General features: G+C 70.6%; 14 protein-coding genes. 4 read left to right on the forward strand and 10 right to left on the reverse strand.

The features are described from left to right. The first annotated feature begins 71 nt into the window (after positions 1 to 71). Positions 72 to 485, forward strand: coding sequence for a YchJ family protein (locus L3V18_RS07910; RefSeq protein ID WP_237054126.1), 414 nt, complete (start codon positions 72 to 74; stop codon positions 483 to 485). A 235-nt stretch (positions 486 to 720) separates the two neighbouring features. Here L3V18_RS07910 and L3V18_RS07915 read toward each other — a convergent pair whose 3' ends face one another. The 4 genes from L3V18_RS07915 to L3V18_RS07930 all read right to left on the reverse strand — a co-directional run bounded on the left by L3V18_RS07915 (position 721) and on the right by L3V18_RS07930 (position 3,966). Next, positions 721 to 1,218, reverse strand: a complete 498-nt coding sequence (locus tag L3V18_RS07915; protein ID WP_237054127.1) for a hypothetical protein — start codon at positions 1,216 to 1,218, stop codon at positions 721 to 723. 61 nt (positions 1,219 to 1,279) lie between these two features. Further along, the gene (locus L3V18_RS07920) at positions 1,280 to 1,609 is read right to left on the reverse strand and encodes a LysM peptidoglycan-binding domain-containing protein (protein WP_237054128.1); all 330 of its coding nucleotides are present in this window, start codon (positions 1,607 to 1,609) and stop codon (positions 1,280 to 1,282) included. A 109-nt stretch (positions 1,610 to 1,718) separates the two neighbouring features. Further along, a complete protein-coding gene (queF, locus tag L3V18_RS07925; RefSeq protein ID WP_237054129.1) occupies positions 1,719 to 2,543 on the reverse strand; it encodes an NADPH-dependent 7-cyano-7-deazaguanine reductase QueF in 825 nt (274 codons plus the stop codon). A gap of 118 nt (positions 2,544 to 2,661) precedes the next feature. Beyond that, a complete protein-coding gene (locus tag L3V18_RS07930) occupies positions 2,662 to 3,966 on the reverse strand; it encodes a M20 family metallopeptidase (protein ID WP_237054238.1) in 1,305 nt (434 codons plus the stop codon). 303 nt (positions 3,967 to 4,269) lie between these two features. On the opposite strand from L3V18_RS07930, the gene L3V18_RS07935 reads away from it, so the two are divergent. Continuing rightward, entirely contained in the window at positions 4,270 to 6,168 is a 1,899-nt protein-coding gene (locus L3V18_RS07935; RefSeq protein ID WP_237054130.1) for an alpha/beta hydrolase family protein, read from the forward strand. Positions 6,169 to 6,234: 66 nt separating this feature from the next. On the opposite strand, the gene L3V18_RS07940 is transcribed toward L3V18_RS07935, so the two are convergent. The 5 genes from L3V18_RS07940 to L3V18_RS07960 form a co-directional block, all read right to left on the reverse strand. Continuing rightward, a complete protein-coding gene (locus tag L3V18_RS07940) occupies positions 6,235 to 6,939 on the reverse strand; it encodes an esterase/lipase family protein (RefSeq protein ID WP_237054131.1) in 705 nt (234 codons plus the stop codon). A gap of 198 nt (positions 6,940 to 7,137) precedes the next feature. Next, positions 7,138 to 8,259, reverse strand: a complete 1,122-nt coding sequence (gene zapE, locus L3V18_RS07945) for a cell division protein ZapE (RefSeq protein WP_237054132.1) — start codon at positions 8,257 to 8,259, stop codon at positions 7,138 to 7,140. Further along, complete coding sequence (locus L3V18_RS07950; protein WP_237054133.1) at positions 8,252 to 8,953, reverse strand: alpha/beta hydrolase; 702 nt, start codon at positions 8,951 to 8,953, stop codon at positions 8,252 to 8,254. The genes zapE and L3V18_RS07950 overlap by 8 nt, the downstream gene beginning before the upstream one ends. Before the next feature lie 193 nt (positions 8,954 to 9,146). Continuing rightward, positions 9,147 to 9,629, reverse strand: a complete 483-nt coding sequence (locus L3V18_RS07955; RefSeq protein WP_237054134.1) for a SoxR reducing system RseC family protein — start codon at positions 9,627 to 9,629, stop codon at positions 9,147 to 9,149. Further along, the gene (locus tag L3V18_RS07960) at positions 9,626 to 10,213 is read right to left on the reverse strand and encodes an RNA polymerase sigma factor (protein WP_237054135.1); all 588 of its coding nucleotides are present in this window, start codon (positions 10,211 to 10,213) and stop codon (positions 9,626 to 9,628) included. The genes L3V18_RS07955 and L3V18_RS07960 overlap by 4 nt, the downstream gene beginning before the upstream one ends. 138 nt (positions 10,214 to 10,351) lie before the next feature. Between L3V18_RS07960 and L3V18_RS07965 the strand changes: the two genes are divergently transcribed. Together L3V18_RS07965 and L3V18_RS07970 are read left to right on the forward strand one after the other, a co-directional pair. Beyond that, positions 10,352 to 10,684, forward strand: a complete 333-nt coding sequence (locus L3V18_RS07965) for a DUF6249 domain-containing protein (RefSeq protein WP_237054136.1) — start codon at positions 10,352 to 10,354, stop codon at positions 10,682 to 10,684. A gap of 112 nt (positions 10,685 to 10,796) precedes the next feature. Next, positions 10,797 to 12,215: a serine hydrolase domain-containing protein gene (locus L3V18_RS07970; RefSeq protein WP_237054137.1), complete on the forward strand. Its 1,419-nt coding sequence runs from the start codon at positions 10,797 to 10,799 to the stop codon at positions 12,213 to 12,215. Between the two features lie 35 nt (positions 12,216 to 12,250). On the opposite strand, the gene L3V18_RS07975 is transcribed toward L3V18_RS07970, so the two are convergent. After that, on the reverse strand, positions 12,251 to 14,170 hold the full coding sequence (locus L3V18_RS07975; RefSeq protein ID WP_237054138.1) for an ExeM/NucH family extracellular endonuclease: 1,920 nt from the start codon (positions 14,168 to 14,170) through the stop codon (positions 12,251 to 12,253). Between the last annotated feature and the right edge of the window lies 1 nt (position 14,171).

Below are 14,171 nucleotides of genomic sequence, written 5' to 3' on the forward strand. Positions count from 1 at the left end.
CATGCGATCGGGACGCGCATGGTAGTACGAGTCGCGGCCACGCACCGCCAAAGCCGGCGACAATGGCAGCCATGCGCAAGACGCCGTCCTCCTCCGACGCCTGCCCCTGCGACAGCGGCGACCGTTATCCGGACTGCTGCGGTCCGCTCCACGCCGGCACCGCCGCCGCGACCGCCGAGGCGCTGATGCGCTCCCGCTATAGCGCCTATGTCCGCGGCGACGCCGACTATCTGCGCGCCAGCTGGCACCCCGATACCCGCCCGGCCGCGCTGGAGCTGGACCCGCCGGGCGCACTGCGCTGGCTCGGGCTGAGCGTGCTCGACCATCACAGCGAGGGCGATGCGGCGACGGTCGAGTTCATCGCCCGCTATCGCGTCGGCGGTGGCCCGGCTGCGCGCCTGCACGAGATCAGCCGTTTCCGGCGCATCGACGGCCGCTGGTATTACCTCGACGGCCGTTTTCCGGAGCCCGGCGACGCGCGCTGACATCCCCGCCCATCGCGCCCGCAGTGGCGGGAAGGCGCGGCCGGGCGGACGACGTCGGCGTCCCGCGCAAACTCGCGGGCAGGCGCCACCGCAACCGGACCCGCACAAAAAAAGAGGCGCGATTTCCATCGCGCCTTGGCTTGCCCACCCAATAGGGGGGAGAGAGAAGAAGTGTCGCCGCGTGGCGGCCATGGACGGCGGCCACGCAGCCGGATTGGCGTTCCGCCCGTGCGGACTACTTCACCTCGAAATCGCGGGTCTCGACGGTGGCGCCGTCGAGCGTCACCTCCAGCTTGTAGCTGCCCGCCGGCCAGCCGTCGGGCTTGCTGATCTGGAAATTCGTCACGCCCTTGCCGGCGAACGCGATCTCCTTCGATTCCTCGTGCACGACGGTATCGCCGCCGAAGGTCCACCTGGCGCCGAGGGTGCCATTGACGGTCGCAGCCGGATCGCTGGTCGCGGTCGACACCGCGGCGATGATGGTGTCACCCGGCGCGAAGGTGGTCGACGGCGCGGTGACGTTCATGTCGGCGCCGACGGCGGTACCCAGTTCGACGCCGGTGACCGACGCGGTCGCGGCAACCGGCGCGACCGGTGCCGACGGTTCCAGGGCCGGGGACGGCGGCGGTGGCGCGGTGGCCTCCGGAGCCGTCTCCTGCTTCTTGCAGCCGGCAACGGCCAGCGTGGCCACCAGGGCCGCGGCAACGGCATAGGTCGAACGTTGACGCATCATGCGGTTCTCCTTGGATGTGCGTGAGCGGATATGCGGATGGCTGGGACGCGGCGATGGCCGCTCAGGCGTCGGTGCCGTGGTTCCCGGAACCGGCCGGGATGCGCAGCACCTGGCCGGGGAAGATCCGGTCCGGGTCGTCGAGCTGGTCGCGGTTGGCCTCGAAGATCACCGTCCAATCGCTGGCCTTGCCATAGAACTGCCTGGCGATCGCCGACAGCGTGTCGCCCTTCTCGACCGTATAGGCCTGCTCGACCGGATCCGCCTCGATGATTTCCTCGGTCGACTGCACCGACGACTGCACGTTGCTGAAGTCGGGTTTCTCGATGATCTCCTCGGTGCTCTTCACCGCGCCCTGCACATTGGAGAAGTCGGGCTTTTTCTCGGTACTCATCCAGGACGCTCCTCGCCAGTGTGGGTCGTTGCGAGCACACTGGCATGCGCCCTGTTAAGGAATCATTGCGTCCAGGTGAAGATCGTGCCCGGCATCCGGACGCAGTGCGCTATTGCCGTGTGTCGCGTGTCGGATCCGGACGTCGGTGGCCAGGGGTGGCCCGCCACGGGTTGATGTCCAGCCCGCCGCGGCGGGTGTAGCGCGCCTCCACCGACAGCGTCTGCGGCCGGGTCCGGGCGAGCAGGTCGGTGAAGATGCGCTCGACGCACTGCTCGTGGAACTCGGCGTGATCGCGGAACGACACGAGATAACGCAGCAGCGCGGCGCGGTCGAGCCGCGGGCCGCGGTAGCGGATCACCACGGTCGCCCAGTCCGGCTGCCCGGTAACCGGGCAGTTCGATTTGAGCAGGCCGCTGCTCAGCACCTCTTCGGCGAGACTGGCGGGATCGGCGCCGAGCAGCTCGGCGCGCGGCGGACCGTACTCCGCGATCGCCACATCGAGGCCGTCGATCGATTCGCCATCGTCCTCCGCGGTCGCCGGCGGCAGACCGAATGCCACCTGCACCGGCGCGCCGGCGGCGGCGGACAGATCGGTCGCGATCCGTACCCGCACCGTCTCCTCGTCGTCGAACACGGTCGCGTTGAACGAGTTCAGATACAGCTTCAGCGACTTGGATTCGATCAGGAACGGCGAATGCGCCGGCACCTGCAAGGTCGCGGTCGCCATCCGCGGCTTGCCGCGCGAATCCAGCCAGCTCAGCTCGTAGGCATGCCAACGATCGATGCCGATGAACGGCAGTGCCGCATCGTCGACGCCGATCTGGTGGCGGCCGAGCGAGCGGGCGATCGGGAACAGCAGGCCGGCGTCGTAATGGCGCGGATAGTCGACGTGACGGCCCAGCGGCAGGCCGTCGTTGCGGGCGGGATCGTTCATCCGTCCATTTTACGGCGCCGGTACCGCCCGGCGCCTGCGGAGCCGTCCATCATCGGTCCGCCCTTCAGCCGCCGCTTCGGCACGGACCGGGCCCGGGCGGCCGTTTCCCGTCTCCCGCTCAGCTACGTGGCGGGTCGTTCAGATAGTCCAGCGATACCTGCAGCAGCGCGCGCACGCCGATGTCGAGCGCGGACTCGTCCAGGAAGAACTCCGGCGAGTGGTTGCTCGGCGCGGTCTTCGGATCCTGGTCCCGCGGCGTCGCGCCGACGAAGAAGAACAACCCCGGCACCTCGCGCGCATAGAACGAGAAGTCCTCCGCCCCCATCGTCAGGCCGGGATCGACCACGTTGTCGGCGCCGACCACCTTCTGCAGGCTCGGCAGCATGCGTGCGGTCAGCGCGGGGTCGTTGACGGTCACCGGATTGCCCTTGGTGTCGGGCACCTGCGCGACCGCGGTCGCGCCGTGCGCCTGGGCGACCTTCTCGGCAACGTTCTTCAGGTCGGCGAACACGCCCTGCCGCATGTCCTCGTCGAAGGTACGGATGGTGCCGACCATCTCGACCTGGTCGGGGATGATGTTGTAGCGGATGCCGCCGTTGATCGCGCCGAAACTCAGTACCACCGGCTGCTTGGAGATGTCCTGGCGACGGCTGACCACGGTCTGCGCGGTGCCGATCAGGTCGGCGGCGGCGACTACCGGGTCGATCCCGCCCCACGGACGCGAACCGTGGGTCTGGCGGCCCTTGACGACGATGTTGAAGCGGTCCGAAGCGGCCATCGTCGGCCCGGCATGCACGCCGATCCGTCCGGCGCCGAGGGTGCTGAACACGTGCAGGCCGAATACCGCCTCGGGCTTGAAGTCGCTGAAGATGCCCTGTGCGAGCATTTCCTCGGCACCGCCTTCCTCGCCGTCGGGTGGGCCTTCCTCGGCCGGCTGGAAGATGAACATCACCTCGCCCGGCAGCTCGTCCTTCATCGCCACCAGTGCCTCGGCCACGCCCATCAACACGCTGGTGTGGGCGTCGTGGCCGCAGGCGTGCATCACCCCGGTCTGCTGGCCGCGGAAGGTCGTGGTGACCTTCGACGCGAACGGCACGTCGGTGCGCTCGGTCACCGGCAGCGCATCCATGTCGGCGCGCAATGCGATCCGCGGGCCCGGACGGCCGCCCTTGAGCACCGCGGTCACGCCGGTGGTCGCGATCCCCGTCTTCGGCTCCAGCCCCAGCGCGCGCAGGTGGTCGGCGACCAGGGCGGCGGTGCGGGTCTCGCGATTGCCGAGTTCGGGATGGGCGTGGATGTCGCGACGCCATGCCACCACCTTGTCGCCGACCGCCTGCGCGGCGGCGGCGACTTCCGGGCGCTCGCCGGCAGCCTGCTGGGCGTGTGCGGCAGGCGGCGCGGCGAACACGAGTATCGCGGCCATCGCGGCGGACAGGGGCAGAGGGGCAAACGACGCTACGCGCATGACGGGCTCCGGGTTGCGGGTGGTGGGCGAATGCGATGCCGGAACGGTTCGTGCCGGACACCCGATCCTAGCCGCGATGTCCTCCTGTCGCATCCCGACGATGGTGGCGAGGCGTCCTCCGGCACCGGACGGACGATCGGGCGCCTCGCGATGGCTCCATCGCGTGGGTATGCTGCGCGCCGGACCAGAACGCCGGATCAGAACGCCGGACCAGGGCTTGCTGGATCAGGGCTCGCCGATCAGGAGCAGGGGAGAACGACGATGCGGACATCTGCAGGTATCCCGCGCATGGCGCTGGCGGCGGCGCTGCTGGCATGGTTTCCGGCCGCCTCCGCGGAGCCGCCGGCACTCGACGCATTGCTGCGCAAGCCGCAGTACGGATTGATGCTGCTGTCGCCGGCAGGCGACCACATCGCCTCGACGGTACCGCTGGACGACCGCACCGCGCTGGCGGTGATCCGGCTGTCGGACATGGCGGTCACCACCAACGTCAATCCCGGCGAAGATGGTTTCATCGACGATGCGATCTGGGTCGGCGATCGCCGCCTGCTGGCGGAATGGTCCAAGCGCGTCTCCGGCCATTCGCAGCCGTTCAGCGGCTACTCGCTGTATGCCACCGATGTCGACGGCAGCAACCGACGCCACTTCTACGGCTCGATCGTCAACCCGCTGCCCGCCGATCCCGAGCACGTGCAGATCGCGGTGTGCGTGAAGTCCTTCAGCGACGGCTGCGAGACCCGGATCGAACGGGTACGCATCGACGGCAAGGGCAAGGATGTGAAGGTCGTCGACGGTCCCGAGCGGGACGCGCGCTTCATGACCGACCGCATGGGCAATCCGCAGTTCAGCTGGGCGTACGACGACGACGATGTCCAGCGCCTGTACCGCTACCGCGACGGCGCCTGGCAACTGATCAACGACGAAGCGCTAAGCGGCGTGGAATGGCTGCCGATCGGCCTGACCTATGCCGGCGACGCCGGGCTGCTGTGGTCGGAGCGCAAGCAGGGCCCGGATGTGATCGAACGGCTCGACCTGGCCAGCGGCGAACGTCGCGTCGTCGCCAGCGATCCGGTGTTCGATCCGGTCGCCACGGTGCGTTCGTTCGACGGCAGCGAGCCGATCGGTGCCGCGTTCGGCACCGGCGCGCCCGTCGTGCGGTATTTCGACGATGCGCATCCGCACGTAGCGCTGTCGAAGGAGCTGGCGGCATCGTTCCCCGGCGAGTTCGCCCGCGTCACCAGTTCCAGCCGCGATGGCAGCCGCGCGGTGGTGGCGGTGACCAGCGACATCGAGCCCGGCCGCTACTACCTGCTCGACACCCGCAGCGGCGACATCAGACTGCTCGCACGCAGCCGACCGTGGCTGGACCCGGCGACGCTGAGCCCGGCGACGCCATTCGAGATCACGGCGTCGGACGGCACCCCGCTTTCGGGGTACCTGACCCTGCCGCGACATGCCGACGGCAGGCCCGCGCCGCTGGTCGTGCTGCCGCACGGCGGTCCGTACTGGGTGCGCGACCAGTGGTTCTTCGACGAGGAAACCCAGATCCTCGCCGCACATGGCTACGCGGTGTTGCGGGTCAACTTCCGCGGCTCCGGCGGCCGTGGCCGCGCCTATGTCGAGAGCGGCTATCGGGAATGGGGCGCGAAGATGCAGGACGACCTGACCGACGCCACCCGCTGGGCGGCGTCGCAGGCCGGCGTCGACGGCAGCCGCATCTGCGCCTGGGGCGCCAGCTACGGCGGCTACGCCGCGCTGATGGGCGCGGTCCGCGAACCGGCGCTGTACCGCTGCGTGGTCGGCATGGCCGGCCCCTACGACCTGCCGACGATGTACAGGTGGGGCGACACCCAGCGCTCCGACTGGGGCGAGGCCTATCTCGAACGCGTGCTGGGCACCGACATGAAAGTCCTGCTCGAGCGGTCGCCGACACGTCATGCCGGCGAGATCCGTGCAGGCATCCTGCTGGTGCAGGGTGGCCGCGATCGCCGGGTGACGCCGCAGCACCTGCGCGAGATGCGCGCCGCGCTCGACAAGGCCAACGTGCACTACGAAACCTACCTGCCGCACAACGAAGCCCACGGGTTCTTCGCCGACGAATCGCGCAAGGAGTACTACATGCGCGTGCTCGACTTCCTCGATCGCCATCTTTCGAAGTAGTCGGCGACGCGGTTCCACGGTGGTTGCCGGCTGGCGCGTCCGGGCCGGCCGGCAACGGTGCGACCGCTACTCGATCAGGTCGACCTGGGTCGTCGCGGTGTAGCTCAGCAGGCCGAAGTGGCCGAAACCGTTGTAGGTGTAGCTGCCGTCCTCGCCCCAGATCGACGAGGAGTGGATGCCGCCGACCGTGCAGTAGCCGGTGCTGCAGACGACCTGGTCGGTCCAGGACTTGATCGAATACACGCGGTCGGCGAAACGGAAGCCGTACAGGTCGTCGAGGAACGGGCTGGACACCGACAGTCCCCAGCTGCCGCAGGTGCTGTTCCAGACGTTGTACGGATAGGTCCCGCACGACCACAGCCCGCGGAACGCGCCGGCGATCGCGACGTAGCTGTCGACGTACGGCCGCAATCCGACCCTCCGGATCACCCTGGCGCCGAGGGTGCCGCCCATCGAGTGGGTGATCACGTCGACCTTGCCGGTGCAGGAACTTGCGATCGCGTCGATCAGCGCATCCTCGACCGGCGTCTCCTCGCTGCCGTTGTGATCGTTGCAGGCCGCGCAGCTCTTGCTGCCCCAGTCGGGAGCGAAGATCTGCGCGTCGCCGTAGCCGCGCGCATGCAGTTCGTCGACGGTGTTGGCGAAGTCGCCCGGGTCGCCGGTATTGCCGTGGATCAGCACCACGTTGTCGCGGCATTGCGCCGAGGCCAGCGCCGGCACCGCGGCCAGCGCCAGCAACGCGAGCAGTACGGGATATGCGGAAGCCTTCATCACGTTCCTCCTGGAAGCCGATGTCCGCGCCGCGGTCGCGGGCGCGCGGCATCGACGCTAGGCAGGAGCGCGGGTCGGGGCCACTGTACGTTCGGGCAGCGGCGGCGGTGTGGCCGACGAACGGCAGACAGGCCCCGCGGTGGGCTCGCGCGGGGCGGTCGACGACGGCAAGGGAGACCAGGCGCCGCCGTGTCGGACTCAGCCGCGATGCTCGAGCGCGAGGTATTCGGCGCTCTGCATCTCGATCAGGCGCGAGGCGGTGCGTTCGAACGCGTGGGCCAGTCGGTGCCCGCGGTACAGCGCCGACGGGCCGGCGGCGGCGGTGCAGACCAGGTTGACGTGGCGGTCGTAGAGCTCGTCGATCAGGTGCACGAAGCGGCGCGCCGGATCGTCGTTGCCGCCGTCGAAGACCGGTATGTCGCCGACCAGCACGGTGTGGTGCTCGGTCGCGATCTCGATGTAGTCGCTGGCCGCGCGCGGCCCCTCGCACAGCGCGGCGAAATCGAACCAGGCGTGACCTTCGGCCAGTCCGCGTACCGGGATCTCGCGTCCGTCGATGACGAGATGGCGCTCATCGTGCGGACAGGCATCGGTGAGCGTATGCCAGCGCTCGTCCAGCCAGGCGTCGGAACCGGCGTCCAGCGGCGCGCGATAGACCGGCGACCGGGTCAGCGCGCGCAGCCGGTAGTCGGTCGTGCTGTCCATGTACAGCACGTGGCAATGCGTTTCCAGCAACGCGATCGCCGGCAGGAAGCGCTCCCGCTGCAGGCCGTCCCTGAACAGCCCGGACGGCTCGATGTTGGAGGTCGTCACCAGCGCGACGCCCTCGGCGAACAGGCGCTCGAGCAGGCGCCCCAGCAGCATCGCGTCGCCGATGTCGTTGACGAAGAACTCGTCCAGCACCAGCACCCGCAGATCGTGGCGCCATTCGCGTGCGATCGCCTTCAGCGGATCGGACTCGCCGGCATGCGCGCGCAGCCGTGCATGGATCTCGCGCATGAACCGGTGGAAATGGGTGCGGCGCTTCTCGCGGATCGGAAGTCCGTCGTAGAACAGGTCGATCAGGAAGGTCTTGCCGCGGCCGACACCGCCCCACAGGTAGAGGCCCTGCGGCGCCTGGAGCGGACGGCCGCGCAGGGCGTCGAACAGGCTGCGGCGGGGCGGATCGAGCAGGGCCGCATGCAGGCGGTCGAGCTCGGCCAGCACCGCACGCTGGGCCGGGTCGTCGTTCCATTCGCCGCGCGCGACGCCATCGGCATAGCGCCGCGACGGCAGCAGCGATGCGGAATCCTGCCGGCCCTGCCCGTCCTGCTCAGCCATGCGGCGGGGCGATCTCCGCGGGCAGATAGGGACGGATGCCGTTCTTGATCGCGCCGCGCAGGTCCATCAAGCGGCGATGGAAGAAATGGCCGGTGTCGGGCATGCGCACGAGCTCGGGCGGCGCGCGGCGGCCGTTCAGGCCGTCGAGCCAGGCATAGACCGCCTCCGGGTCGACGATCTCGTCGGCATCGCCCTGGATCACCAGCCACGGGCAGTCCGGCGGCTGGATGGCATCGAAGTCCCAGCCACGCCCGGCCGGCGGCGCGATCGAGATCAGCATCCCCGGCTTCAGTTCGGCGGCCAGCGCCAGCGACACGTAGGCCCCGAAGCTGAAGCCGGCCAGCCACAGCGCATGGCCCGGGCGCTGCTGGCGCACCCACGCGGCGACGGCGCGCAGGTCGTCGCGTTCGCCGCGGCCATCGTCGAACTCGCCCTCGGAGGCGCCGGTGCCGCGGAAATTGAAACGGACCGTGGCGATGCCGGACTCGCGCAGCGCGCGGGCGGCCATCGTCACCACCTTGTTGTGCAGCGTGCCGCCCTCGGTCGGCAGCGGGTGGCAGACGATCGCGACCGCGCGGCGCGACCGGCCCTCGGCCGGCTCGGCGACCGCTTCGAGCGCGCCGGCAGGCCCCGGCAGGACCAGGGAGGTGGTCTCGTCGGTCGGAAACACCGGCATCTCGGGGGACGTGTTCATCCGTGCATGATACGGCTCGCCGTCGCCGGGCGTCGAAACCGTGCGGGCGACCCGCCCCGGAATGCGCGGACGGACGGCTCGCCAGTATCGCGACCGGGACTGCCACAAACCCGCGTCGGCAGCCTGTTCAGGCGCGCGGACGACGGCGCCGAGGCACGGATATCGCGAGATATCGCACGAGCGAGGCGGCCGCCTACCCGCCGAACCGGTGGCCTCCCGTCGGAATCCTCCACCGCTGGCGCAGCATGCGGTCGAGCAGCCACGCCACGCCGATGCCGATGCCGGCCGCGGCCAGCATTGGCCAGGGCGCGCCGCGCCAGTGCGCCAGGCCGGCCTCCAGCCCTTCGATCACCGCGCCGCCGCCCCAGACGGCGATCGCGACGAAGGCCAGCACCGGCAGCAGGTATCCCAGCCAGGCCTCGGTGCCCGCCCGCTCGCGGTGATCGCGGGTCAGCCGCTCCATCTGCAGGGCGAAGGTGGGCAGCGGATCCGGCAGGGGGGCGGTACGGACGGCGTGGTAGACCGCACGGTAGCGATCCTCCACGGGATCGCCCGGGCCCGGCCGCTCGGCCGCGGCCTGACGGCCGGCCTCCGCGGCGAGCGCGTCGCGGGCGGACCCTCCGGGATCCGGAGCGGCATCGGGAACGACATCGGGAATGTTCTGGCGTCGGGTCATGACGGACAGGCCTCCAGGGCTTCCAGGTGCCGGCGCAGGCGCAGGCGGGCGCGGAACAGGTAGTTCTTGACCGTGCCTTCGGGCAGGTCGGTGATACGCGCCACCTCGGCGATGCCCAGCTCCTCCATGTGGTACAGCGTGATCAGGGTGCGCTGCAAGGGCGGCAGCGCGTCGATGGCCTCGTGCATGCGGCGCATCAGGTCGGCGTCGGCCACTGCCTCGGCGAGGTCGAAGCCGTCGTCGACGTGCTCCAGCGGCGACGGGCCCTCGTCGTCCGGCTCCGCCATCGGCAACCGCCGGCGCTGCATGTAGCGGCTGGCGATGCTGAAGGCGATCCGGCCGATCCAGGTCGACAGCGCGCTCTCGAAACGGAACTGCGCCAGCCGGCGATGCACCTGCAAGAACACTTCCTGGGCCAGCTCGCGGGTGTCCTCGGGCTGCTGCACGACCCGGTACACCAGGTGCCACACCAGCTTCTGGTTGCGGCTGACCAGGGTCTCGAACGCGCCGGGGCGACGCGCGAGCACCGCCTCGACCAGGGCACGGTCGCCTGCGCGCGCATCGATGTCGCCACCTTCGCTCATTGGGGATTGGAGACCTCCAGCGTGCGATCGGTTGCAGGAGACCGGATGTTTTTTTATTCGCCGCACGGTGCAACCGATCCGCGGCCACCCGTCTCCATCTGCGATGACCGGGGCATGGTGCCCCGAGGAGTTGCCCCGATGGCCGACATTATTGCCCTCTTCATCCCGATGGTGCTCGCCGCCTGCGTCGTGGTCGCCATCCGCGTGGTGGTGGACGCACGCCTGCGCCGGCGCCTTGCCGAAACCCATGCCAGCGAGGAGCTGGTCCGCTCGATGTTCCTGGCCGACCAGGAAAACAGCCGCCAGGCCTCGCTCAAGTGGGGCATGGTTCTGGTCCTGACCGGCATCGCGTTCGGCATCATCGACATCGCCAACCTGACCTACGAGGACGCCGCCAGCTACGGCGTGATCTTCGCGGCGGTCGGCCTCGGCATGATCGGCTATCACCTGCTGCAGCGTCCCCGCAGCTGACCCCACGGCGGCCGTGGCGCCAGCCCGGCCGCCGTCTTCGCGACGCGGCCCTGCCCGCGCTTGGCGCGGCGACGCCCGGGCCCGCCACACGACCCACCTTGAAGGAACCTCCATGAGACTCAGCCTCGCCCTGACGGGCCTGCTGGTGGTCGGCGATGCCCTGTCGGGCAACGCCCTCGCCACCGACACCTCCACTCACGCGCCCGCCGGCGCTCCGCCCGCAGTCAATGCGACGGTCACCGACTGGATGGCGCGGACCCGCGTACCCGGCGTCGCCATCGCGCGCATCGACGATGGCCGGGTCGCCTGGACCGGCACCTGGGGAAAGCGTTCGCCCGATGCGCCGGTCGATGCCGACACCGTGTTCAACGTCGCCTCGCTGACCAAGCCGGTGTTCGCGATGATGGTGCTGCGACAGGCCGCCGCCGGGGAACTCGACCTGGACGCTCCGCTGTCCACGCACTGGGTGGACCCCGACGTGGCGGACGACCTCCGCCATGAAACCCTGACGGCGCGGATCGCGCTGAGCCACCAGACCGGCCTGCCGAACTGGCGCGGCGACAAGCCGCTGGCGTTCGGCTTCGCGCCGGGCGAGCGGCACGAGTATTCGGGCGAGGGTTTCGAATACCTGCGCCGGGCGATCGAGCGCCAGTCGGGACAGCCGATGCGCGCGCTGATGCAGGCCGCGGTGCTGGATCCGGCCGGCATGGAAGCCACGCATTTCGGCTGGGATGACGGGATCCAGGCGCATCTGGCGACCGGCTTCGGGGCGACGGGCGAACCGTACGCGATGGACTACCTGCGCGAGCGCGGCCCCAACGCCGCGGCCAACATGTTCACGACGATCGGCGACTACGGCCGTTTCGCCGCATGGGTCGTGCGTGGCGCCGGCCTGCCGGCGGAGCTGTTCGCCGACATGCAGCGCCCGCAGGCCCTGCACCCCGACCCGGCGGAGCAGTTCGGCCTCGGCTGGCGGGTGACGTCGATGGGTGCGGAAACGGTGCTGTCGCACGATGGACGCGAGCGGGGCGTGCGGACCCAGGTATTCGTGTTTCCCGCGACCGGCGATGGGCTGGTGATCCTGAGCAACGGCGACAACGGCGAGCTGTTGACCCGCCCACTGGTCGAAGCGGCCCTGCCCCAGGCACCGGCGCTGCTGGAAGCGATCGACCGGGAAATCTGGCGCTACCTGCAGCGGATGCCGAGCAGGCAGGTGGGACAGCTGGCGCAGATGCTGCCGCGTTCGCCGCCGTTCATGGCCCGGCTGCTGTATGCCGCCGACACCGCCCTGGTCGCGGACTCGCCGATGGATGCAGCGGATCGTGCACACGCACACGATGCGATTGCGCCGTTCCTGCAGGCCCTGCAGGACGGCAAGACCGACCCGGCCCGCGCCAGCGCGCTGGTCGAGATGCTGCTGATGCCGGCTCCTGAGCAGACCGGCGACGGCCCGATGCCTTCCCGCTGGCGGGAGCGCTTCAGCCGGGCCGAGGCCGAGGCCTGGCTGCGGTTGCTGACGGACGAGGGCTGATCGTCAACGCGCAACCGTCGATGCCGCCGCGACGGTCAGTCCGCGGCGGCTTCCGCGACCGCTCCGGGATGCTCGACCGGCTCCCAGTCGAAGCCCAGCAACAGCGGATCATGATCGGAACTGCGCCAGGGCCCATCCGTGCGGCCGCGGCTCCAGTAGCTGGCGCTGCGCGGCTCGTCGGCGTTGCTGTGCCATTCGACCGCGCCGCGCAGCCGGCCGGCCAGCGCCGGACTGAGCAGGGCGTGGTCGAGCCGGCCGGCCTCGCCTTCGTAGACATAGCTGTACGGCGCCTCGTTGCCGGCGCCGGAGCTGCCGGCCAGGGCGAACGCATCGCGCCAGCCCGCCCGGGCCAGCACCCGCAGCGGCTCTTCCTGCGCATACGCATTCAGGTCGCCGACGATCATCGCCAGATCACTGCCTGACCGGGTCGGATCCGTGGCCAGCCATTCGCTCAGGCGACGCGCGGACTCGGCCCGCAGCGCGTTCCAGCAGCCCGCGCCGTTGTCGCGATCGTCGCCCTCGGCCTCGTTGCAGCCCTTGGACTTGAAGTGGTTCGCGACCACCACCAGCGGCGGCCCGCCGGCCTGCGGCGCAAACGCCTGCGCCAGCGGCACCCGGCTGCGCGGCCCGAACGGGCCGCCCTCGAGCATCGCCGGCCGGCCCTGCGGCCGCACGCGCCCGGCCCGGTAGATCAGCCCGACCCGGATCGCATCGTCGCCGGGACCACGGCCCTCGCGGCGGCAGTTGCGGTCGCAGCCCTCGACGAAGCGCCAGTCACCGGTGCCGCCGTCGTTGAGGGCGTCGACCAGGGTCGCCACGCTGGAGTCGGGACCGTAGCCGTCGTTCTCCAGCTCCATCAGCGCGGCGATGTCCGGATCCAGCGCGCGGATCGTCGCGACCAGCTTGTCGAGCTGGGCCTGCAGCTGGGCCGGGCTGCGCGCGCCGCGGGGGGTCGGGAAACCGCCGCCGCGGCCATCGCCGTTGAACAGGTTCTCCAGATTGAACGCCGCCACCCGCAGGTCGCCGGGCACGGTCGGCGCGGGCGGGCGCGGTTGCGCGACCAGTGTCGGCGGCACGTCGAGCTGCAGGCGGTAGCGGCCGTGGCGGTGGTCGAGGATGCCCTCGGCGGCTTCGATCGTGCTGCCGCTGCGCAGCTGCGCGGCGCCGTCCGGCCAGATGCTGCCGGCCAGGGGCCGGTTGTCCCCGGCGCGGCCGTCGTCGAGCACGAGCCGGCGGCGCGCATTGTCGGCGGCGATCGCACGGGCGGCATCGCTGTCCGGCGCGGCCCGCTCCGCCGGCTGCCACAGCCGGCCATCGAAGCTGACCAGCATCTCGCCGTAACGCTCCAGGTCGCCGAGGCTGCCGACGGTCAGCGGTGCGACGATCCGGACCCGCATCCCTTCGAAGCGCTCCCAGTCGACCGGCGGCGTGCGCAACTCGGTCACCGCGACCTCGCCGAGCCCCAGTTGCTCGACGGTATCGGCCAGCAATGCGGTCAGACGGACCTGGCCGCCGCCGTCGAGCTCGGCCACGCGCCCCTGCACGCCGACCCGGGCACCGCGACGCAGCAGGTCGCGGAAGGGCGCGTCATGCGCGACCGGAACGAAGATCGCGTCGGAGGTCGCCGGGTTGCCGTCGCCGGCGTCCTGCAGATAGACCCCGCCGAGCCCGTCGTCGGCGGTGAAGTCGGCGGTCACGACACCTTCGACGCGGACCTGTTCGCCCACGTATGGGCTGCGCCCGCGGTCGCCCTGGACCGCGCCGATCGCCAGGGTCGCCGATGCCCGCGCGGCGCTGTTCGTGCCGGTGCCGGGCGCGAGCGAGACTGCACCGTCGCAACCGGCAGCCAGCGCCAGCGCGAGCCCCGCCGCCACCGCAGCCAGACGCCGCGACCGCGCCGGAAACGGGCGTCGGGCGGCGGCAGGCAAGGTCACGCGGCGGTGTCTGGGATACATG

This window comes from Marilutibacter chinensis, assembly GCF_021725675.1.
Lineage (GTDB): Bacteria > Pseudomonadota > Gammaproteobacteria > Xanthomonadales > Xanthomonadaceae > Marilutibacter > Marilutibacter chinensis.